Raw genomic sequence first — 20,830 nt, forward strand, 5'->3', positions numbered from 1 at the left:
GCCCCACATGACCCCGTGGGCGTGACGCCCGCGGGGATAGATCACGGCGAACCCGTGATCGACCGAAGAGAGGATTTGTTTTGCGTAGAACACGCATTACGACGGCAGCAATCGCTGTTGTCGTAGGAGCGGCGCTGGTCACAGCGTGCTCATCGAGCGACTCGTCCACGAGCGGAGGATCCGGAGACGGCTCCGCGATCATCAACGCCTGGAGCGGCGAGCCCCAGAATCCGCTTGTTCCTACCAACACCAGCGAGAACACCGGCGGACGAGTCGTCGACTCGATCTTCGCCGGTCTGGTGTCCTACACGCCCGAGGGCGGTGTGCAGAACGAGGTCGCCGAGTCGATCGACACCACCGACGGCCAGAACTACACGATCACCTTGAAGGACGGCTGGACGTTCACCGACGGCACACCCGTCACGTCCAACTCCTTCGTCGACGCCTGGAACTACGGCGCGTTGTCGACCAACGCGCAGCTGCAGGGCTCGTTCTTCGACCCGATTCAGGGTTACGACGAGGTCGCCGCCGAGAACCCGACGGTCCAGACCATGTCCGGACTGAAGGTCGTCGACGACAAGACGTTCACCATCGAGCTCAAGCAGCCCGAGGCAGCATTCCCCGATCGTCTCGGCTTCGCCGCGTACTACCCGTTGCCCGAGGTCGCCTACGCCGACATCGCAGCGTTCGGCGAGAACCCGATCGGCAACGGACCGTACAAGTTCGCCTCCGACGGTGCATGGCAGCACAACGTGCGCATCGATCTGATCACCAACCCGGACTACGACGGCAACCGTAAGCCGGCCAACGGCGGCGTCAGCTTCATCCTGTACAGCAACCTCGACACCGCGTACACGGATCTGCTGTCCAACAACGTCGACGTGCTCGACAACGTGCCGTCCTCGGCCGTGACCACGTTCGAGACCGATCTGCCCGGACGCACGGTCAACCAGCCGTCCGCCAGCATCGAAACCTTCACCATCCCCGGGCGCCTCGCGCACTTCGGCGGCGAAGAAGGCGTTCTGCGTCGTCAGGCGATCTCGAAGGCGATCAACCGCGACCAGATCACCGAACAGATCTTCAACAAGACCCGTACGCCGGCGAAGGACTTCACCAGCCCCGCCATCGAAGGCTGGACCGGAGATCTCAGTGACGTCGCCAACGTCGAGTACGACCCCGAGGGTGCGAAGGCACTGTGGGCTCAGGCCGACGCCATCGCGCCGTGGACGGGCACGTTCGCCATCGCATACAACTCCGACGGCGGACATCAGGAGTGGGTCGACGCGGTCACCAACAGCATCCGCAACACCCTCGGCATCGAGGCGCAGGGCGCTCCGTACCCGACCTTCGCGCAGCTGCGTACCGAAGCCACCAACCGCACCATCCCGACGGCGTTCCGCTCGGGCTGGCAGGGTGACTACCCACAGCAGTACGGCTTCCTGGCGCAGAACTACCAGACCGGCGGCAGCTCCAACGACGGTGAGTACTCCAACCCCGAGTTCGACCGTCTGCTCCGCGAGTCCGCAGGCGAGACGGACAAGGACAAGGCACAGGACCTGGTCAACCAGGCGCAGGAGATCCTGCTGAGCGACCTGCCCGCGGTTCCGACCTGGTACCGCAACGCAGCCAGCGGCTGGTCGGAGAACGTGACAGGCGTGAAGATCGGTTGGGATGGCATCCCGATCTACAATGAGATCGAGAAGAACTGATCTTCTCTCCATCTTCTCAGTAAGACCGAGCAGGGCGGTAGGTCTTTTCACCTACCGCCCTGCTCGTGTGCGTTACCCCTAAGTCTTGTCTACGACGCCCCGACCTCTCGGTGACGTCCACCTTCCTCCAAAGGAGGTGATCCGATGCTCTGGTACATCGGACGCCGATTACTTCAGATGATCCCCGTTTTCATCGGGGCGACATTCTTGATCTACGCCATGGTCTTCCTGCTCCCGGGAGATCCGATCGCAGCACTCGCAGGAGACAAGGCAATCAGCCCGGCCGTCGCCGACCAGCTGCGTGCTCGCTACAACCTCGACCAACCGTTCATCGTGCAATACCTGCTCTATCTCAAGGGCATCTTCACATTCGATTTCGGAATGTCGTTCTCGGGCCGTCCTGTCAGTGAAGTTCTCCTGCAGGCATTTCCGATCACCGCCAAGCTCGCCGCAATGGCCTTGGTCATCGAAGCGGTCTTCGGAATCGGCTTCGGTCTGATCGCGGGCCTGCGCAAGGGCAAGCTGTTCGACAGCTCGGTTCTGATCGTCAGCCTCGTCATCATCGCGGTACCGATCTTCGTCATCGGTTTCCTTGCACAGTTCTTCATCGGCATCAAATGGGGGATAGTTCCGCCGACGGTCGGTGGCAACACCAGCTTCAAGAATCTGCTGTTGCCCGCGTTCGTACTCGGCGCGGTCTCGTTCGCGTACGTCGTGCGGTTGACCAGAACGTCGGTCGCCGAGAATCTGAGCGCAGACTTCGTACGGACGTCGACGGCCAAGGGGCTCTCTCGCAGCCGAGTGGTGAGTGTGCACGTATTGCGTAACTCGCTCATCCCGGTTGTGACGTTCCTCGGTGCCGACCTCGCTGCCCTGATGGGCGGCGCGATCATCACCGAGGGAATCTTCAACATCAACGGCGTCGGTGGCACCATCTACCAGGCTGTCATCCGCGGCGAGGCCCCCACGGTCGTGTCCTTCGTGACGGTCCTGATCGTGGTCTACCTCATCGCGAACCTCGTCGTCGATCTCCTGTACGCCGCGCTCGACCCAAGGATCCGTTATGCCTGAGCCGATTTCACCCAGTGCCGGACGCAAGGTTCGGCAAGCTCGTTTCGTCGAGGCCGACGAGGTCATCGACGTGAGCCAGACAGATGCCGTGAACATCGACGAAGCACCTGCCAGTATCTGGTCCGATGCGTGGAAGAGTCTTCGGACACGGCCGATCTTCATCGTCTCGGCGATCATCATCTTCGTGGTGATAGTCGTCGCCGCCGTGCCGAGCCTGTTCACCAGCACCGACCCGAGGTACTGCGACCTGGCCTTCAGCATGCAGGGGCCTGGATCGGGGCACATCTTCGGATTCGACCGGCAAGGATGTGACATCTATTCGCGCGTCATCTTCGGCGCCCGCGCATCGGTCGTCACCGGCGTCGGCGTGACGCTCCTCGTGCTGATCATCGGGGTGCTGTTCGGTGCGTTCGCCGGTTTCTACGGCGGCTGGGCCGACTCGCTGCTGTCACGCCTGACGGACATCTTCTTCGGCGTTCCTCTGATCCTCGCGGCGATCGTGCTCATGCAGCTGTTCACCGACCGGACCATCTGGACCGTCATCGTCGTCCTCGCGTTGTTCGGTTGGCCGCAGATGGCTCGCATCACCCGTGGTGCGGTGTTGTCGGCGAAGAACAACGACTACGTCATGGCTTCCCGGGCGCTGGGAGTTTCGAAGACTCGCACTCTGATTCGGCACGTGCTGCCCAATTCGATGGCACCGATCATCGTCATCACCACCATCTCGCTCGGCACGTTCATCGTCGCCGAAGCGACACTGTCGTTCCTCGGTATCGGCCTTCCGCCGACCGAGGTGTCATGGGGCGGAGACATCAGTGCCGCGCAGGTGACCCTGCGTCAGGGATCGACCATCCTGTTCTATCCCGCTGCGGCACTGGCGATCACGGTGCTCGGCTTCATCATGATGGGTGACGCGCTGCGCGACGCCCTCGATCCGAAGGCGCGTAAGCGATGAGTGAAACCACAAGGGAAGATGCAACGGGCATCGATTCCGACAAGGTCGAACAACCGCTGCTCGACATCAGGAATCTCGAGGTGTCGTTTCAGTCGAATTCCGGTCCGGTGCCGGCAGTTCGAGGTGTCAGCCTGACCGTCTACCCGGGTCAGACCGTCGCGATCGTCGGCGAATCGGGCTCGGGAAAGTCCACGACGGCCCACTCGATCATCAATCTGTTGCCCGGAACCGGCACCGTGACGGCAGGAGAGATCTGGTTCGAGGGCAAGAACCTCGCGCAGGCCAAGGAAAAAGACTTCGTCGACATCCGCGGAAGCCAGATCGGTCTCGTCCCGCAGGACCCGATGTCCAACCTCAATCCGGTATGGAAGATCGGTTTCCAGATCGAAGAGGCGTTGGCCGCCAACGGTATCGCCAAGGGTAAGGCCGCCAAGGCTCGGGCGATCGAACTGCTCGACGAGGCGGGTCTGACCGATTCGGCGAAGCGGGTCAACCAGTATCCGCACGAGTTCTCCGGCGGTATGCGTCAGCGTGCGCTGATCGCGATCGGTCTGGCCGCGCGTCCGAAGCTGCTGATCGCCGACGAGCCGACATCGGCTCTCGACGTGACGGTGCAACGCCAGATTCTCGATCACCTCGAAGGGTTGACCAAGGAGCTCGGTACGGCCGTTCTCCTGATCACCCACGATCTCGGTCTCGCGGCCGAACGTGCCGAGCATCTCGTCGTCATGAGCAAGGGTCGCATCGTCGAATCCGGTCCGGCACTGGAGATTCTGCAGGACCCGCAGCATCCGTACACCAAGAAGTTGGTCTCGGCTGCGCCGTCGTTGGCCTCGCAGCGGTTGACGTCCTCGGTTGCGCGCAAGGAGATCGTCGCGCATGCCAAGGAGGTCGCCGTCGAGGTTGTCGCGGAGGAGGCTCGGGAGGGCGCGGAAGCATTCGAACCCGCCAAGGACACCGTGCTCGTCGTCGACAAGCTGACCAAGCAGTTCAAGCTGCGCGGTGGTAGCCCGTTCAAGTCCACGACGTTCACCGCAGTCAAGGATGTGTCCTTCACCGTCGAGCGCGGTACCACCACCGCGATCGTGGGCGAGTCCGGATCCGGCAAGTCGACTGTGGCGCAGATGGTTCTGGGTCTGCTCGAACCTACCGAGGGATCGGTTCGGTTCGACGGCCGCGACGTCGCGGGTCTGAACAACAAGGACGCCTTCGCATTTCGTCGTCGAGTGCAGCCGATCTTCCAGAACCCCTACGGGTCCCTCGATCCGATGTATTCCATCTTCCGGACCATCGAGGAGCCGCTGCGTACCCACGGGGTCGGAAGCAAGTCCGAACGCGAGTCGCGGGTACGAGACCTTCTCGACAAGGTGTCGTTGCCGTCCTCGGTGATGCGACGATTCCCCAACGAGCTGTCCGGCGGTCAGCGTCAGCGTGTGGCGATCGCGCGCGCACTGGCGTTGCAGCCCGAAATGGTCATCTGCGACGAGGCCGTCTCCGCCCTGGACGTCCTCGTCCAGGCACAGATCCTCGCGCTGCTCAACGACCTGCAGGCCGAGCTGGGACTGACGTATCTGTTCATCACCCACGACCTCGCCGTCGTTCGGCAGATCGCCGACGACGTCCTGGTCATGCGTTCGGGTGAAATCGTCGAAGCCGCGAAGACCGACGAGGTGTTCGACGACCCGAAGCAGGAATACACCCAGCGACTGCTCGCCGCGATCCCCGGCGGTTCGGTCCAGCTGGGAGTCTGAGCAGGTTCCTACAACACCACCGTTCGCTCACAACCGGTACCTCGGGTGTGGACGAGCGGTGGTGTTGCAAGGAGTGCCCGGCGGTCCGGGTAGCGTCGTGATTCGTGACGGACCCCCTCGCGCCCCTACTCGAACTACCCGGCGTCGTCGATGCCGCCGAACGTGCGCGAGAGGCGCTCGGCGCAGTGCATCGTCACAAAGCCAATCGGCGAGGCTGGCCGGCGAACGCAGCCGAAGCAGCAGTTCGAGCCGCACGCTCCTCGTCGTCGCTCGAGGGTGGATCGATGGATTTCCCTCGCGAAGGGGAAGACGGTGATCCGATTCTTGCCGGGTCGTTACGCGTCGCATCCGCGCTCGACGGAGACGCGCTCGGCATCATGCTCTCGACGTGGAAGAGTGCACCGCTGCAAGCGCTCGCGCGGCTGCACCTTCTCGCCGCCGCCGACCTCGTCGACGACGAAGCATTGCTCGGCCGTCCCAGGTCCGACGCCGGAGTCGGTGAACGGCTCGATCTCCTGGCGCAGCTCGTCACCGGTGGAACCTCCGCTCCCGCCCCCGTCGTCGCAGCCATCGTGCACGGGGAACTATTGACGCTGAAGCCCTTCGGAGCAGCCGATGGGCTCGTAGCGCGCGCCGCGTCGAGGTTGGTAGCGACGGCCTCCGGCCTCGATCCGCACAACCTCGGTGTCCCCGAGGTCAGTTGGATGCGTAGATCCAACGTGTATCGAGACGGTGCTACCGGTTTTGCGTCGGGCACAGCCACCGGAGTCGGCAGTTGGATCATCTTGTGCTGCGGCGCCATGGAAGCAGGCGCGGCGGAAGCCACCTCGATCGCCGAGGCAGCGGGCTGAGCCCCAGCGCACCGTCCCCCGCCCCAGCATCCCCGTCGCCGCCCCCGCCCCGCCATCCCGCTCACGCCATCCCCCTTCACGCAAACGCACGTGCATTTGCGCGGGAGGGTGGGTCGGGCCGCTGGATCTACGCAAACGCACGTGCGTTTGCGGGGGAGGGTGGGGTGGGCCCCTGGATCTACGCAAACGCATATGCATTTGCGTGGGAGGGTGAGGGTGGGCTGGCGCTGGATACGTACGGCGCTGGATACGTACGACCCTGGACACGTACAAGGGCGGCGCCGCCGATGTGAGTCGACTTCGCCGCCCGTTAGCACGGACTACCCGGTTACCAAGCGTGCATTGGTGGGCTGTGGCGATCTGCACGATCGCGTGGCCTCGGCGATGGTCCGGTGAGGTAGGAGGTCATCCCTGCAACCGGTGCAGGGTTCTTGCTGCTACATCCCGAATCTCGCAGGCCCACAGCGCTTCTGCCATGTCAGCGGCGAGCTCCGCGTGGGTGCCTGATGTCCGTGCTGGGAATCGCGGTCGGGAGAGGAAACCTTCTCTTCCGGTTCAATCTTGGCCTTCCGTTCTTCCGTAAGTCATTTGTACCCCGTAGCGCGGCTCACATCAAGGGGTAGTTACCGATTTCTTCTGAGCAGGCCGTACGTCACCGCTCCAGCGACCAGAGCGCTGAAACCTACTGCGGCACTTGCGGCAACGGCAGTTCCGGACGGCGTCTGAATGCGCGACCGTAACGAGACCGGATTGGAGAAGGTCAGGATCGGCCAGCCCAGTGCGGCAGCTTCCTTGCGGAGTGTACGGTCGGGATTGACGGCTGTCGGATGCCCGACGGCGCGCAGCATCGGCAGGTCGGTGATGGAGTCCGAATATGCGAAACACTGTGACAGGTCATAGTTCTGGGAGTCGGCGAGCTCTTTCATCGCCTCCACCTTTCCCTCGCCGTAGCAGTAGAACTCCACTTTCCCGTTGTATCGGCCGTCCTCGACCTCCATTCGGGTCGCGGTGCTGATGTCGGCTCCGAGGGCTTCGGCGATGGGACGCACGATCTCCTCGCCCGACGCGGATACGACCACGACGTCGTGTCCTCTGAGTTTGTGATCTGCGATCAGCTCGGCGGCCTCGGCGAACACCAACGGATCGACTATGTCGTGCAACGTTTCTGCAACTATGGACCGAATCTGTTCCACGTCCCACCCCGCGCTCATTCCCGCAATGTGGACACGCATCCGTTCCATCTGGTCGTGATCGGCACCGGAGAGCAAGAAAAGAAACTGGGCGTAGCTGCTTTTCAGTACCGATCGCCGGTTTATCAACCCCTGATCGAAGAACGGTCTGCTGAATGCGAGGGTGCTGGACTTGGCGATGATGGTCTTGTCCAGGTCGAAGAACGCCGCAATTCTTCCGACGGGCCGAGGTGATTCGGCGTCGTCGACGCCGTCGCTGGTGGTCACGTCCTCACAATAGAGTGCGCAGATGTCCCGGTGATGTCTCGGTCGAAACGAACCGTAGAAAACCCGAATGTTGAACTTGCAAACAGCGCACTAGCCGGGTGTAGTATCGATGCAGTCCGATTCGGTTCGGACGAGTTCAGCCCGACCCCCCGGGGCTGAACTAGACGACCCTCGCCTCCTCCCCCCCTGGCGAGGGTCGTCCTCTATTCAGGGGTGCCCCGTTTCGAAGACCTTCGTGAGTCGCCGAGATACCTGCCGGACGACCGGAATGTGTTGTCGGGTAATGAGACTTACCAGTCGGTAGCTCCGTCTCGGCAGAATGGTACGAGCGTCCAACAATTCATCCACACCCCCCTGATTCATCCACAATCGCGGAACAGGGGCTTGGCGTCGTCGTGCAGGCGGCGCAGGATCGTGCCTCATGAAACTCGATACGACGCCGACCGACGGCGTCAGGACGGTCTTGCTTCTCACTGCAGATCAGGCGCTGGCCGCGGACGCCACTCGGGTCGTGGCGGCGACGGATTGTGTGCTGCTGGAGAGAAACTCGGAATCAGCCGGCGCACCGACGCGCATCGAATGGGACGAGGCGCACGCAGTCCTGCTGGACCACCCACACGTCTCGGACGTGCTCGCTCGCAGGTTGCCGCGGCGTGACGGCGTGGTGGTACTCGCTCGCGGCACACCAGGCCTCGAACATTGGCGTGCTGCAACGACCGTCGGCGCGGCACATGTAATAGGACTGCCCGAGAACGAGCACGAACTCGTGCGCGTACTCGCCGCGAACACACGGTCGCCCGGCGGCGACGGCGGTGTCATCGCGGTGATCGGGGGCCGCGGCGGTGCGGGCGCGTCGACGTTTGCGACCGCGGTGGCATCGGTGTCGGCCGCGGACGGGCGACGAACGCTCCTCGTCGACGGCGACGGTTTCGGCGCAGGCCTGGATCTGATGCTGGGCTGGGAGGATCGGCCGGGACTTCGGTGGTCGGGACTTGTGGTCGAAGCCGGCCGCGTCTCCGCCGACGCACTGCATGCGGCGCTCCCCTCCGATGGCGCTCTGTCGGTCCTGTCCACCGCCCGTGGCTCGACCCATGTGGACCGCACCGCGTGCGAAGCCGTCGTCGATGCGGGAAGAACTGCAGGCGATCTCGTCGTCTGCGATGTGCCGCGACATCCCGGGGTCGAAAGCGGAGTACTCGTAGACGGTGCCGACCTGGTGCTTCTCCTCGTCCCGGCGGAAGTCGGTGCCGTCGCGAGCGCGGATGCAGTGGCGAGGTACGTCGTCTCCCGTAACTCCAACGTCGGTGTCGTCGTGCGGGGACCGTCACCGGGCGGCATCCGGGCCGTCGACGTGGCCAGATCGCTCGAACTTCCGCTGCTGGCGTCGATGCGTCCCGAACCGAGGCTTGCCTCGCGATCCGAGCGCGGCGGACTCACCCTGCGGCGCCGGTCGCCGCTGCACACTGCCGCGTCGGAAATTCTCGAGACGTTCGGCCGCAGGCCGCGCCACCGGCAGTGGGCAGCATGACCGCGGTGGTGACGGCGGATCTGCTGGACCGCGTCCGCGAGCGTCTCGCGCGATCGACCGAGGAACCCACGCCGACTCTGGTGGCAGGCGCTATTCGTGTCGAAGCAGGGGGAGTGCTCAGCGATACCGATCTGCTCGCCGCGCTCCGAGTGCTGCAGACCGAATTGACCGGGGCGGGGCCTCTCGAATCTCTTCTGATGGATCCGCGGGTCGCCGACGTCCTGGTCACCGCACCGGACGAAGTGTGGGTGGACCGAGGTGCGGGGCTCGAACGCACCACCGTCCGATTCGTCGACGATGCCGCCGTGCGACGACTCGCGCAACGGCTGGCGCTCTCGGCGGGACGACGACTGGACGACGCCCAACCCTGGGTCGACGGGCAACTGCCGGGTGCGGGTGACGGCACATTCGGTGTGCGCCTGCATGCAGTGCTGGCGCCGATCTCGCGCGGCGGAACGTGCCTGTCGCTACGGGTGCTGCGGCCGACGACCCAGGGCCTGGACGCACTCGCCGAACGCGGCGCGATCGCTCCCGACGCTCTGGTTCTCCTCCGCGCCGTGGTCGCCGCACGTCTTGCATTTCTGGTCGTCGGCGGCACCGGCGCAGGAAAAACCACACTCCTGGCAGCGCTGCTCGGGGAGGTCTCGCCCACCGAGCGGATCGTCTGCGTGGAGGATGCGGCCGAGCTGAACCCCGCGCACCCACACGTTGTCAGGATGGTCGCCCGTGCTCCGAACGTCGAGGGGATCGGCGAGGTCACCGTCCGGCAATTGGTACGCCAGGCGCTGCGGATGCGGCCGGACCGCTTGGTGGTCGGCGAGGTTCGCGGAGCAGAGGTGGTAGATCTGCTGACCGCGCTCAACACGGGTCACGACGGTGGGGCGGGGACGATCCACGCCAATTCGCCCGCCGAGGTACCCCCGCGCCTCGAAGCGTTGGCAGCGCTCGGCGGGATGGACCGCGCGGCGCTGCACAGTCAGCTCGGAGCGGCGGTCCAGGTGGTGCTGCACGTGCATCGCTCGCACGACGGCGTGCGCAGACTGCGCGAGATCGCCGTCGTCGTTGCTGATCGGCACGGCACGGTGGACATCGTCTCGGCCTGGACCGTGGACGGTGGACCCGACAGGGGACACGCCGTCCTCGACGCACTCCTCGAACGAAGAGCGAGGGGACTGTGATCGCGATAGGCATGATGCTGTGCACGGCGGCACTGCTGGTGTGGCCGGGGAGCCGCGAACGAGTGCCGATGGCACGCCCGGCGCCGGTACCAGGACGGTTCACCGTGCACTCGCGTGCCGTGATTCCCGTGGTCGGTGCGGTGACGGCGTGCAGCGTCGGAGTGGTCGTCGGAGGTGTGCATGCCGCGTGCGCAGCTGCGGTGATCGGCGCGACGGTGTGGACGCGTCACCGCAGGGCGTCGCGAGGGCGTGCTCACGACGCCGAGATCGAGTTCCTCACGGCAGGTCTGGATGTCGTCATCGGCGAACTCGGTGTCGGCACCCACCCGGCACTCGCATGTGCGACGGCAGCATCCGAGGGCGGCGGTAGTGCAGCCGTGGCGTTCGGGCGTGCGGCGGGTCGAGCGCGGTTGGGCGGCGATGCGCACGCGGGGCTCGCGTTACCGGATTCGGTTGTCTCCGCCGAGCTGTCGAGGGTGTCGGCAGCGTGGAAGGTCTCCGACGAATACGGGCTCGGGCTCGTCGAACCGCTCACGGCGGCACGCGCGGACGTGCTGTCACGCAGGCAGTTTCGGGATCGAACGCGGGCATCGCTTGCCGGGGCGCGTGCAACCGGTACCGTGCTCGCCTGCCTGCCGGTTCTCGGGATACTGCTCGGCCAACTGATGGGCGCGAATCCTCTCGCGGTGTTGCTCGGCGGCGGGATCGGCGGGGTGCTCCTGGTTGTCGGCTCGGTACTGGTCTGCGCCGGGCTGGCATGGACAGACGCCATCACGGAACGAGTGACTCGATGAGCTGGCTCGCGTTGGCGTGTGTCGCGGGGGCAATGGTGATCGTGCCTGCACTTCCGTCCTCGCTCGGGCGTGTCTCGGGCCCCCACGTGGAAGACACCAACTCGACTGGACCAGAACCTGATTCGGACGATCACTCGGCCGCTGCGGTCCTCGATCTTCTGGCCGCATGTCTGCGAGGCGGACTACCTGCGGGGATCGCTGCTGCCGCGGTCGCAGGCGTGGCGCCCCCGTCGATCGGGAAGGCGCTGAAGACGACGTCGGATCTGCTCGTGCTCGGAGCCGATGCGCACACCGCGTGGGCCCCGATCGCAGCAGACCCGGAAATGGAGCCGCTGGCACGGATGGCCCGCCGGTCCGCACGGTCAGGATCGTCCCTGGCCGACGGTATTGCGGAACTGGCGCGGCAAAAACGCGTGCACGCCGAAGATGCCGCTGCCGCTGCCGCCGAACGCGCGGGAGTTCTGATCAGTGGGCCTCTCGGGCTGTGCTTCCTTCCGGCATTCGTGTGCCTGGGGATCGTTCCTGTCGTAGCAGGTCTCGCCGGCAGCGTGCTGGGCGGAGGACTGCTGTGACGGGGGTGTTGGAGTTCCGGGGCGGGGCCGCCGTACCGGATGACGAGGAGGGGAAACATGATGATGGACAGAGTATTTCGAGAACTTCGGACGAGGGTTGTGCTGGCTGCCGTGGCCGACGATGGGATGTCGACCGCGGAGTACGCGATCGGAACCATCGCAGCCGCGGCGTTCGGTGCAATCCTCTACACCGTGGTGACCGGCGATTCGATCGTCGGCGCCTTGACCGGAATCATCGACAGGGCACTGAACACGGCCGTCTAGCGCGCGACGACGGCGGCGCGACGGTGGAGGCGGCGATCGCCATCGCCTCCATCGTCGCAGTCGTCGTGACATGTATCGGTGCCGTATCGGCTGTCTCCGTGCATGTTCGGTGCGTGGACGCTGCGCGCGAGGCGGCACGGTTGGTGGCCCGAGGCGATGACGCGATCACGGATATCGCACCGAAGAACGCGCGGATCAGCGTGTCGGAGAAAGACGGATTCGTCACCGCGCGAGTGGAGGCGGACACCGCCCTTCCCGGGCTGACGGTCGCAGCCGAGGCTGTCGCCGCCCTGGAGACGGTGAGCGAAGAATGACCGGACGCGACGACGGCGGCGCGACCGTGCTCGCCGCCTGCGCGCTTGCTGCCCTGGTGGTGGTGGTGATTGCCATCGTGCATGTCGGAGCTGCGGTGAGTGGCCGGCACACAGCTCAGTCCGCAGCCGATCTGTCGGCGCTCGCCGCGGCCGGTGCGCTGGACAGAGGCGTCGTCGATGCGTGCGCCACGGCCAGGACCCTGGTGGACCGGATGGGCGGCACGGTCGTCGACTGCGTCGTGGACGGGTGGGACGTACTGGTCGAGGTCGAGGTCTCCTTGCCGCTCGGCCGGTTCGGCGTACGTGAGGCGGTGGCACGTGCGCGGGCAGGACCGATCCAGTGAGATGCGGTCAGCCTGCTCTGCGCATGATCGCCGACAATGCGTACCCCAGCGCTGCGCCGTCGGGATTTCCTCCGGTGCGGGCAACGAATGTGGTCTTGGTCGTCGCGACGAGTTCGCCTGCAGCATCGGTCATGTCGTTTGCGGTGACCATGATGTCGCTGCCCGAGGACTGTCGGAAGGATTCGAGGCAGAGATCGCTGCGGAGAACATCGCCGATTCGAATGGGCCGATGCAGGTGCATCTGTTGATCCGAATGCAGAATGTCGCCGATACCGTAGCCCAACAGTAGGTTTGCGAACAGTTCGGGAAGGATCGCGGTGCCGATCACGCTGACGAACGTAACGGGTGCGATAGCGCCCCCATGGCCGAGTTCGTGGCCGGCGGAGTCGTCGAAATGTGCCGGATGATCATCGTGCACCGCCTTTGCGAATTCCCTGACCTTCTCGCGACCGATCTCGTAGGTGAACGGTACGAGGTGGTGTGCACCGACCATGTCCCAGATGGTTCTGGTGACGACGTCGGCAGGGTTCACGGATATCGTCGACACTTCGTTCCCCTTCGGTTCGGTCTCGCGGTTGCCTCAGTGCACCACCACATGTCGCTGTCCGCGAGCCGTCCCGCTCAGAGTTCGCAAATGTCCAATTGTGCGCCCGATTCGATGTGCTCGGTCATCACAGCTGCCGCATCGCTCAGCTCGATCGCGCCACCGCATCGAGTACCGCCTGCAACACGAGAACCGCCCCGGCCTTGTCGAGCGGGTCGTTTCCGTTACCGCATTTCGGCGACTGCACGCACGAGGGGCATCCGGTCGGGCACTCGCACGAATCGATTGCATCGCGCGTCGCCTCCAGCCAGCTCTCGATGGCGAGGTGCCCTCGATCGGCGAATCCCGCGCCGCCGTCGTAGCCGTCGTAGACGAAGACCGTCGGCAGACCGGTGTCGGGATGCAGGGCCGTCGACACGCCGCCGATGTCCCAGCGATCGCACGTCGCGACGAGGGGAAGCAACCCGATGGCGGCGTGTTCGGCGGCATGAAGGGAACCGGGGAAGCGCTCGGGCGGGATGCCTCGTTCGATGAGTAGCTCCGGGGTGACGGTGTACATGACGGCACGGGTGTCGAGCGTGTGTTCGGGCATGTCGAGCTCGATGGAATCGAGTACCTCACCCGAATGAAGTCGCCGCAGATATCCGACTACCTGGTGCGTGACGTCGACCTGAACGAGCGCAATGGAGACCTCGCCGAGCGTTCGTCGGGAATGGACCTCGGTGATGACGATGTCGGTGGTCTCGCGGGCAGATGTGTTCCAGTCGGGTTGTTCGGGGTGCACGAGCGCGAGGCCGTCGTCGAGATTCAACTCGTCGACGACGAACGATTCACCCTGATGTATGTGCACGGCGCCGGGATGGACTGTGGCAGGGGCACGTCCGGCATCGACGGTACCGAGCATGCGGCCGGACCCGCCGTCGACGATCGCGATCTGGGTTCCGCTGCCGCCGCGGATGTTCACCGCGGCATGAGGTGCGAATTTCTGGCCCTCGGGCGTGATGAACCATCCGTGTGGACGCTTCCTGACGAGCCCCTCGGCGGCGAGATCGCCCAGTATCGACTCGGCTCTCAGTTCTGCTGCTTCCTCCGCGGTGATCGGTAGTTCGGCTGCAGCACACAACAGTTGGGGACGCAGTAGATATGGGTTCGTCGGATCGGTGACCGTCGCCTCGATCGGTTTGTCGAGCAGCGCAGCGGGATGATGGACGAGGTAGGTGTCGAGTGGGTCGTCCCTGGCGACGAGTGCGACGAGTGAGCCCTCACCGCGTCTGCCCGACCGCCCCGCCTGCTGCCAGAACGACGCGACGGTGCCGGGGAAGCCGGCCACGACGACGGCGTCGAGTCCCGCTATGTCGACTCCCAATTCGAGGGCGTTGGTCGTCGCGACACCGAGCAGTGTGCCGTCGGAGAGGTCGGATTCGAGCTTGCGACGGTCCTCGGCGAGGTAACCGGCGCGATAGGCGGCAACCCGTCCGGGCAGATCACGGTCGACGTCGGCGAGCAAGCGCTGAGTGCCGAGTGCCGTCACCTCGGCGCCGCGTCTCGACCGGACGAAAGTCAGTGTGCGAGCGCCCTCGACCATCAGATCGGCCATGATGCGCGACGCCTCGGCGCCGGCCGAGCGGCGTACCGGTGCGCCGTTCTCCCCGATGATCTCCTTCAGCAACGGCGGTTCCCAGAGCGCGACGGTCCGCGGCCCGTGCGGGGACCCGTCCTCGGTGACCTCCTCGCACGGGGCCCCGACCAGTCGCGTGGCGGCGATTCCTGGGTTCGACGTCGTGGCGCTGGCGAGGACGAATGTCGGATCCGCGCCGTAGCGCGCGCAGATGCGCCGAAGGCGCCGAAGTATCAGTGCGACATTGGAGCCGAAGACTCCGCGGTAGTAGTGGCACTCGTCGACGACGACGTATCGCAAGTTGCGCAGAAAGCGTGCCCAGCGCTCGTGCGCACCGAGGATGCCGATGTGGATCATGTCGGGGTTGGTGAAGATCCACCGCGCGTTGGCTCGTGCCCACTGCCTGATCTCGATCGGGGTGTCGCCGTCGTATGCGCTCGGAAAGACCTCCGCCAGTTGCGCTGCATCAGCACGCAACTCGTCCGTCATCGATATGGTGCTGCGGAGTTGATCCGCGCCGAGTGCTTTGGTCGGAGCTAGGTAGAGGGCGGTCGCTCGGGCATCGCCCAGCAGTGTCGACAGAATCGGCATCTGGTATGCGAGAGACTTTCCCGACGCTGTGCCAGTTGACAGGACAACGTGAACACCGTCGTTGGCAAGTGTGGCCGCACGCGCCTGATGGCTCCACGGCTGTGGGATGCCGCGAGCGCGAAGGACACGGCCTACTTCCGGCTTCAACCACGTTGGCCAGTCGACGAATTGGGCCGCCCGGCCGGGCAGCTCGGCGACGTGGGTGAGGGGGCGTTCGCCTGCGGGTGTACCCGCGAGGACGCGGTCGAGAAGCATTTGCCCATAGCTGGGTTCGATCGAGCCGGCAACGACTTGGTTCGAATGACCCTCGTTCGTCGGATCCGGTTGGGTCACTGATGCTCTCCATGCTCACTCGAACCAAGTTCACTCGAACCATGCTCACTCGAAAAACTGCCTGCCGCGTCGACCAGGCCCACGACCTGCGGTTTTCATCGTATCGCTCGGCCGGCGCGCGGCTCCCGGCGGCCATGCATCGGTGCTGGTGAGAGGGCCTAAACGATGCAACGAACATTGTCACGATGCTCAAGATCAACAAATTGTGCGAAAACTGCCCTTTTCGACTGTTGCAAAAGGTCAAGTCGTGGTTGACTTGAACTGGTCGCAGCTTCTGTGTTCGTTTTCACGCTCGCAGGATCGATGTTGCGGGCGCTGTGCTTTTGGAGCGTTTCCTGAGGGGGTCTCTGTTCTTGCGGAGGTTCTGCTGAGGGGGAAAATCAGGAAGTACAACGGTCGGAACCGGCCCGGTGGACTGTAAGTGCTGCCCACCGCATCCGGTGTTAGAAAGAGAAGGAAAAGCATGGCACAGGGAACTGTGAAGTGGTTCAACGCCGAAAAAGGCTTTGGATTCATCGCACCAGAAGACGGCTCCGCTGACGTTTTCGTTCACTACTCCGAGATTCAGGGCAGCGGTTTCCGCACCCTCGAGGAGAACCAGCGCGTCGAGTTCGAGGTCGGCCAGGGAACCAAGGGGCCCCAGGCGACCGGAGTTCGCGCGGTCTGATCAGATCCGCTCGCCGTAAGGCGAGACGAATCGACAACACATCATCCCCCTTTTGCGTCCGGGTTTTCCCGATCGCAAAAGGGGGATGAGTTGTTTCGTAGCGTCCAAGTCTTTCACTGCGTGGTCTCAATGCATGCGGGGTCTTATGCGCTTGCGTGGTCTTGCGCGCATGCGCAGATTTCGTGTGTGCGTCCGAGGCGTCGCACGAGTCTTCGGTCGGCTGACACGTACGTATCGCGCGTCGGTGCACCTATCGATGTCCTATCGTCCTTTCTGTGAACCAGCTGTCCTTTTTCTCGGCCGAGTCGTTGCCGCCGTCGGTGACCGACTTGAGTGGGCTGCTGGCGTCGGTCGGTCAGGTGGTGCTGTCGGCAGCCGGTGCACGCATCTCGGCCGTCGTCGACGACGAGTGGCGTGCCGAAGCGATCTCGGATCTGATGGCCGAGTGTGGGCTCGTGGCGGAGATCGGTCGGTCTGAGGAAGACCGTCCGCTCGTTCGGACGGCGGCGGTGGCCGAGTTGTCTGCGCTTGCGTCTCAATGGACGAAGGGTGCAGTGAAGTCGATGCCGCCAGGGTGGGTGCCTGGTCCACGTGAGTTGAGGGCATGGGTTCTCGTCGGCGGCCGTCCCGAGGCGGGCGGTGAGCGGTACGTACTCGGGCTCGACCCGCATGCTCCCGAGTCCCATGCGCCGCTCGCGCAGGCGCTGATGCGTGCAGGAATCGCACCGACCCTGATCGGTACACGCGGTGCGTCGCCTGGACTGCGGATCACTGGTCGGAGGCGACTGTCGAGGCTGGTGGAGAACGTCGGAATGCCGCCGGGAAACGGGGACGCGCGTACCAGTTGGCCGCAGGCAAGGTAAGAAGATGAATAGCTGATCTGCGAGTATTTTGGCGGCGTATGCCACTCTGTTACCAGGCGGACCGGCGAAATTGTCGGTTTCAAGGGGTAAGAGTTACCCGCAGGGTGCCGATTGGGCACGTAACGACGGAAGGTTCGGCAGCAAGGTGGCAGCACGGAATAACGGCACGGGGGACTCCACCACCGGCAGCTCTGCTGAGCCGCGCCGCCTTGTCATCGTCGAGTCCCCGACCAAGGCGAAGAAGATTGCCCCGTACCTGGGGAAGAACTATGTCGTCGAGGCTTCGGTCGGTCATATCCGCGACCTCCCTCGCGGCGCTGCCGACGTGCCGGCGAAGTACAAGGGCGAGTCGTGGGCACGCCTCGGTGTCGACGTCGACCACGATTTCGAGGCGCTCTACGTCGTGTCGCCGGAGAAGAAGGGCAAGGTCGCCGAGCTCAAGAGCCTGCTCAAGGACGCCGACGAACTCTTCCTCGCCACCGACCCCGACCGCGAGGGTGAGGCCATCGCCTGGCATCTCCTCGAGACCCTGAACCCCAAGATCCCTGTTCGACGCATGGTCTTCCACGAGATCACCAAACCGGCGATCCTTGCTGCCGCCGCGGACACACGCGAGTTGGACAAGGACCTCGTCGACGCGCAGGAGACGAGGCGCATCCTCGACCGCCTCTACGGCTACGAGGTCAGTCCCGTGCTGTGGAAGAAGGTCATGCCGAAGTTGTCGGCGGGCCGCGTGCAGTCCGTCGCGACCAGGATCATCGTCCAGCGTGAGCGCGACCGGATGGCGTTCCGGACCGCGGAGTACTGGGACATCTCCGCAACGCTCGACGCCGGAGCGGACCAGACGCCTCGCAGCTTCGGGGCACGCCTGGTCAACGTCGACGGTGCACGCGTCGCCTCGGGCCGTGATTTCGGATCCGACGGAAAGCTGAAGTCCGACGCCGTCACCGTCCTCGACGAACCGAGAGCTCGTCGCCTTGCCGCGTCGCTCGAAGGCGTCGACCTGACCGTTGCGTCGGCCGAGGACAAGCCGTACACGCGCAAGCCGTACCCGCCGTTCATGACGTCGACGCTGCAGCAGGAAGCGGGCCGCAAGCTGCGCTTCAGCTCGGAGCGGACCATGCGCGTCGCGCAGCGTCTGTACGAGAACGGCTACATCACCTACATGCGTACCGACTCCACGACGCTGTCGGAGTCGGCCATCGCCGCGGCACGGTCACAGGCAACGGAGCTGTACGGCCCCGAGTACGTCCATCCGACGCCGCGGCAGTACACACGCAAGGTCAAGAACGCGCAGGAGGCCCACGAGGCCATCAGACCCGCGGGCGATGTCTTCCAGACTCCGGGCCAGCTGCATTCTGCGTTGCAGACCGACGAGTACCGGCTGTACGAGCTCATCTGGCAGCGAACCGTCGCCTCCCAGATGGCCGATCTGCGCGGAACGACGCTGACGTTGCGCATCAACGGCACGGCGACCACCGGCGAGGAGTGCACGTTCTCTGCATCCGGTCGGACCATCACCTTCGCCGGCTTCCTCAAGGCGTACGTCGAGAGTGTCGACGACGAGGCAGGCGGCCAGTCCGACGACGCCGAATCGCGCCTTCCGGCGCTGAAGGCGGGCCACGCCGTCACGGCCACCAAGCTCGATCCGGACGGTCACACCACCAACCCGCCCGCGCGGTACACCGAGGCGTCGCTCATCAAGACGCTCGAAGAGTTGGGTATCGGCCGGCCGTCGACGTACGCGTCGATCATCAAGACCATCCTCGACCGCGGTTACGTCTACAAACGCGGAAGTGCGCTGGTCCCGTCGTGGGTGGCGTTCTCGGTGATCGGACTGCTGGAGGCGCACTTCGGTCGTCTCGTGGACTTCGACTTCACGGCAGGTATGGAGGACGATCTCGACGCCATAGCCGGTGGGCGCGAACGCCGCGGAGACTGGCTCACCAGCTTCTACTTCGGCGGCGAGACCGGTGCCGAGGGGTCCGTCGCTCGCTCGGGCGGACTGAAGAAGATGGTCGGCACCAATCTGGAGGACATCGACGCACGCGAGATCAACTCGATCAGGCTGTTCGACGACGACCAGGGCCGTGAAGTGCACGTCCGGGTCGGCCGTTACGGGCCTTACCTCGAGCGAATGATCCGCAGCGACGACGATCCCGATGGGGATCCGATCTCGCAGCGCGCCAACCTCCCCGACGATCTGCCGCCGGACGAGTTGACGCTCGATTTCGCCGAGAAGCTGTTCGCGACCCCGCAGGAGGGACGCAAGCTCGGCGCCGATCCGTTGACCGGTCACGAGATCGTCGCCAAGGAAGGCCGTTTCGGGCCGTACGTCACCGAGCTGCTGCCGGAGCCCGCGCCGGAACCTGTGGCACCCGAGCCGGACATCGTGCCGATTCCCACCGACAACGACGGCGGTGGCGGCACCAAGACTGCGGTCAAGAAGGCTGCCGCGAAGAAGGCGCCAGCCAAGAAAGCAGCGAAGAAGGCAACCGGCCCCAAGCCGCGTACCGGTTCGCTGCTCAAATCGATGGACCTTGCCACCATCACGCTCGAGGATGCACTCAAGCTGTTGTCGCTGCCACGCGTCATCGGCGTCGACCCCGAGTCGAAGGAAGAGATCACCGCACAGAACGGCCGCTACGGGCCGTATCTGAAGAAGGGCACCGACTCTCGCTCGCTGACCGACGAGGAGCAGTTGTTCACCGTCTCCCTCGAAGAGGCGCTGAAGATCTACTCCGAACCGAAGCGTCGTGGACGTCAGGGCGAGGCCAAGCCGCCGTTGCGTGAGCTCGGTGTCGACCCGGTCAGTGAAGCGCCGATGGTGATCAAGGACGGACGATTCGGTCCGTACGTCACCGACGGTGAGACCAACGCGAGCCTGCAGAAGGACGACGACGTCGCCACCATCGACGACGGCCGCGCGTCGGAACTGCTGGCCAACAGGCGCGCTCGTGGCCCGGTGAAGAAGAAGGCCACCAAGAAGGCGGCCACGAAGAAGGCCACTGCGACCAAGACGGCGACCAAGAAGGCGCCCGCGAAGAAGGCTGCAGCGAAGAAGACGGCGGCGAAGAAGACTCCGGCCAAGAAGGCGCCTGCGAAGAAGGCTGCGGCGAAGAAGGCTGCGGCGAAGAAAGTGCCGCCGACCGAATCCTGATCGCTTGAATGGTTCATTCATGTTGTCTGTCAACATGAATGAACCATTCAAGCAGCGGACTCGGTGCCGTGGAACCGTTTCCCCTCGGGATGCGTCGAAACTTATGTGAAGCAATTTCTGGCCATCGCATGCGGACTGCTCGTCCTCGCCGCCTGTTCTCGTACCGTTCAGGGCATTGCGGTTGTCGAAGCAGCCGGCGTGATTTCGGTGACGAGTGTGGCGCCCGCCCGGACTGCAAGCGGCATCGACGTCTCGACGAAAATGCG

Annotated in this window: 18 protein-coding genes; 15 read left to right on the plus strand and 3 right to left on the minus strand. The window is 64.6% G+C overall.

Annotated elements, in window-relative coordinates:
- The first annotated feature begins 80 nt into the window (after positions 1-80).
- The 5 genes from RY1_RS07580 (at position 81) to RY1_RS07600 (ending at position 6,337) form a co-directional block, all read left to right on the plus strand.
- The gene (locus RY1_RS07580) at positions 81-1,709 is read left to right on the plus strand and encodes a peptide ABC transporter substrate-binding protein (protein ID WP_072802923.1); all 1,629 of its coding nucleotides are present in this window, start codon (positions 81-83) and stop codon (positions 1,707-1,709) included.
- Positions 1,710-1,853: 144 nt separating this feature from the next.
- A complete protein-coding gene (locus tag RY1_RS07585) occupies positions 1,854-2,780 on the plus strand; it encodes an ABC transporter permease (RefSeq protein ID WP_072802924.1) in 927 nt (308 codons plus the stop codon).
- Complete coding sequence (locus RY1_RS07590) at positions 2,773-3,735, plus strand: ABC transporter permease (protein WP_072802925.1); 963 nt, start codon at positions 2,773-2,775, stop codon at positions 3,733-3,735. Before RY1_RS07585 ends, RY1_RS07590 begins: the two co-directional genes overlap by 8 nt.
- Positions 3,732-5,486 (plus strand): dipeptide ABC transporter ATP-binding protein, encoded by a 1,755-nt coding sequence (locus RY1_RS07595; protein ID WP_072802926.1) that lies wholly within the window; start codon positions 3,732-3,734, stop codon positions 5,484-5,486. Before RY1_RS07590 ends, RY1_RS07595 begins: the two co-directional genes overlap by 4 nt.
- A 104-nt stretch (positions 5,487-5,590) precedes the next feature.
- Positions 5,591-6,337 (plus strand): oxidoreductase, encoded by a 747-nt coding sequence (locus tag RY1_RS07600; protein WP_072802927.1) that lies wholly within the window; start codon positions 5,591-5,593, stop codon positions 6,335-6,337.
- 623 nt (positions 6,338-6,960) lie between these two features.
- Here the strand turns inward: RY1_RS07600 and RY1_RS07605 are convergent.
- Positions 6,961-7,794, minus strand: a complete 834-nt coding sequence (locus RY1_RS07605) for an HAD-IB family hydrolase (protein WP_072802928.1) — start codon at positions 7,792-7,794, stop codon at positions 6,961-6,963.
- 421 nt (positions 7,795-8,215) lie between these two features.
- Between RY1_RS07605 and ssd the strand changes: the two genes are divergently transcribed.
- The 7 genes from ssd to RY1_RS07640 are packed head-to-tail and all read left to right on the plus strand — an operon-like array spanning position 8,216 to position 12,788.
- On the plus strand, positions 8,216-9,322 hold the full coding sequence (gene ssd, locus RY1_RS07610) for a septum site-determining protein Ssd (protein WP_072802929.1): 1,107 nt from the start codon (positions 8,216-8,218) through the stop codon (positions 9,320-9,322).
- The gene (locus RY1_RS07615; protein ID WP_174565349.1) at positions 9,319-10,500 is read left to right on the plus strand and encodes a TadA family conjugal transfer-associated ATPase; all 1,182 of its coding nucleotides are present in this window, start codon (positions 9,319-9,321) and stop codon (positions 10,498-10,500) included. The genes ssd and RY1_RS07615 overlap by 4 nt, the downstream gene beginning before the upstream one ends.
- Positions 10,497-11,294: a type II secretion system F family protein gene (locus RY1_RS07620; RefSeq protein ID WP_072802931.1), complete on the plus strand. Its 798-nt coding sequence runs from the start codon at positions 10,497-10,499 to the stop codon at positions 11,292-11,294. Before RY1_RS07615 ends, RY1_RS07620 begins: the two co-directional genes overlap by 4 nt.
- Positions 11,291-11,866, plus strand: coding sequence for a type II secretion system F family protein (locus tag RY1_RS07625; protein ID WP_072802932.1), 576 nt, complete (start codon positions 11,291-11,293; stop codon positions 11,864-11,866). The genes RY1_RS07620 and RY1_RS07625 overlap by 4 nt, the downstream gene beginning before the upstream one ends.
- A 60-nt stretch (positions 11,867-11,926) precedes the next feature.
- The gene (locus RY1_RS07630; protein WP_245819547.1) at positions 11,927-12,130 is read left to right on the plus strand and encodes a DUF4244 domain-containing protein; all 204 of its coding nucleotides are present in this window, start codon (positions 11,927-11,929) and stop codon (positions 12,128-12,130) included.
- A gap of 23 nt (positions 12,131-12,153) precedes the next feature.
- Positions 12,154-12,444, plus strand: coding sequence for a TadE family type IV pilus minor pilin (locus RY1_RS07635; protein WP_072802933.1), 291 nt, complete (start codon positions 12,154-12,156; stop codon positions 12,442-12,444).
- On the plus strand, positions 12,441-12,788 hold the full coding sequence (locus RY1_RS07640; protein ID WP_072802934.1) for an Rv3654c family TadE-like protein: 348 nt from the start codon (positions 12,441-12,443) through the stop codon (positions 12,786-12,788). The genes RY1_RS07635 and RY1_RS07640 overlap by 4 nt, the downstream gene beginning before the upstream one ends.
- 7 nt (positions 12,789-12,795) lie before the next feature.
- Here the strand turns inward: RY1_RS07640 and RY1_RS07645 are convergent, their stop codons facing one another.
- Complete coding sequence (locus RY1_RS07645; RefSeq protein WP_072803069.1) at positions 12,796-13,281, minus strand: FAS1-like dehydratase domain-containing protein; 486 nt, start codon at positions 13,279-13,281, stop codon at positions 12,796-12,798.
- A gap of 196 nt (positions 13,282-13,477) precedes the next feature.
- Positions 13,478-15,796: a DEAD/DEAH box helicase gene (locus RY1_RS07650; RefSeq protein ID WP_072803070.1), complete on the minus strand. Its 2,319-nt coding sequence runs from the start codon at positions 15,794-15,796 to the stop codon at positions 13,478-13,480.
- A 541-nt stretch (positions 15,797-16,337) separates the two neighbouring features.
- On the opposite strand from RY1_RS07650, the gene RY1_RS07655 reads away from it, so the two are divergent.
- From RY1_RS07655 to topA, 3 genes are all read left to right on the plus strand, one after another.
- Positions 16,338-16,541: a cold-shock protein gene (locus tag RY1_RS07655; RefSeq protein ID WP_005248460.1), complete on the plus strand. Its 204-nt coding sequence runs from the start codon at positions 16,338-16,340 to the stop codon at positions 16,539-16,541.
- Between the two features lie 275 nt (positions 16,542-16,816).
- Positions 16,817-17,404 (plus strand): hypothetical protein, encoded by a 588-nt coding sequence (locus tag RY1_RS07660; RefSeq protein WP_072802935.1) that lies wholly within the window; start codon positions 16,817-16,819, stop codon positions 17,402-17,404.
- 145 nt (positions 17,405-17,549) lie between these two features.
- Positions 17,550-20,564: a type I DNA topoisomerase gene (gene topA, locus RY1_RS07665; RefSeq protein ID WP_072802936.1), complete on the plus strand. Its 3,015-nt coding sequence runs from the start codon at positions 17,550-17,552 to the stop codon at positions 20,562-20,564.
- Positions 20,565-20,830: the final 266 nt, after the last annotated feature.

The sequence above is a fragment of the Rhodococcus yunnanensis NBRC 103083 genome (assembly GCF_001895005.1).
GTDB classification, from domain to species: domain Bacteria; phylum Actinomycetota; class Actinomycetes; order Mycobacteriales; family Mycobacteriaceae; genus Rhodococcoides; species Rhodococcoides yunnanense.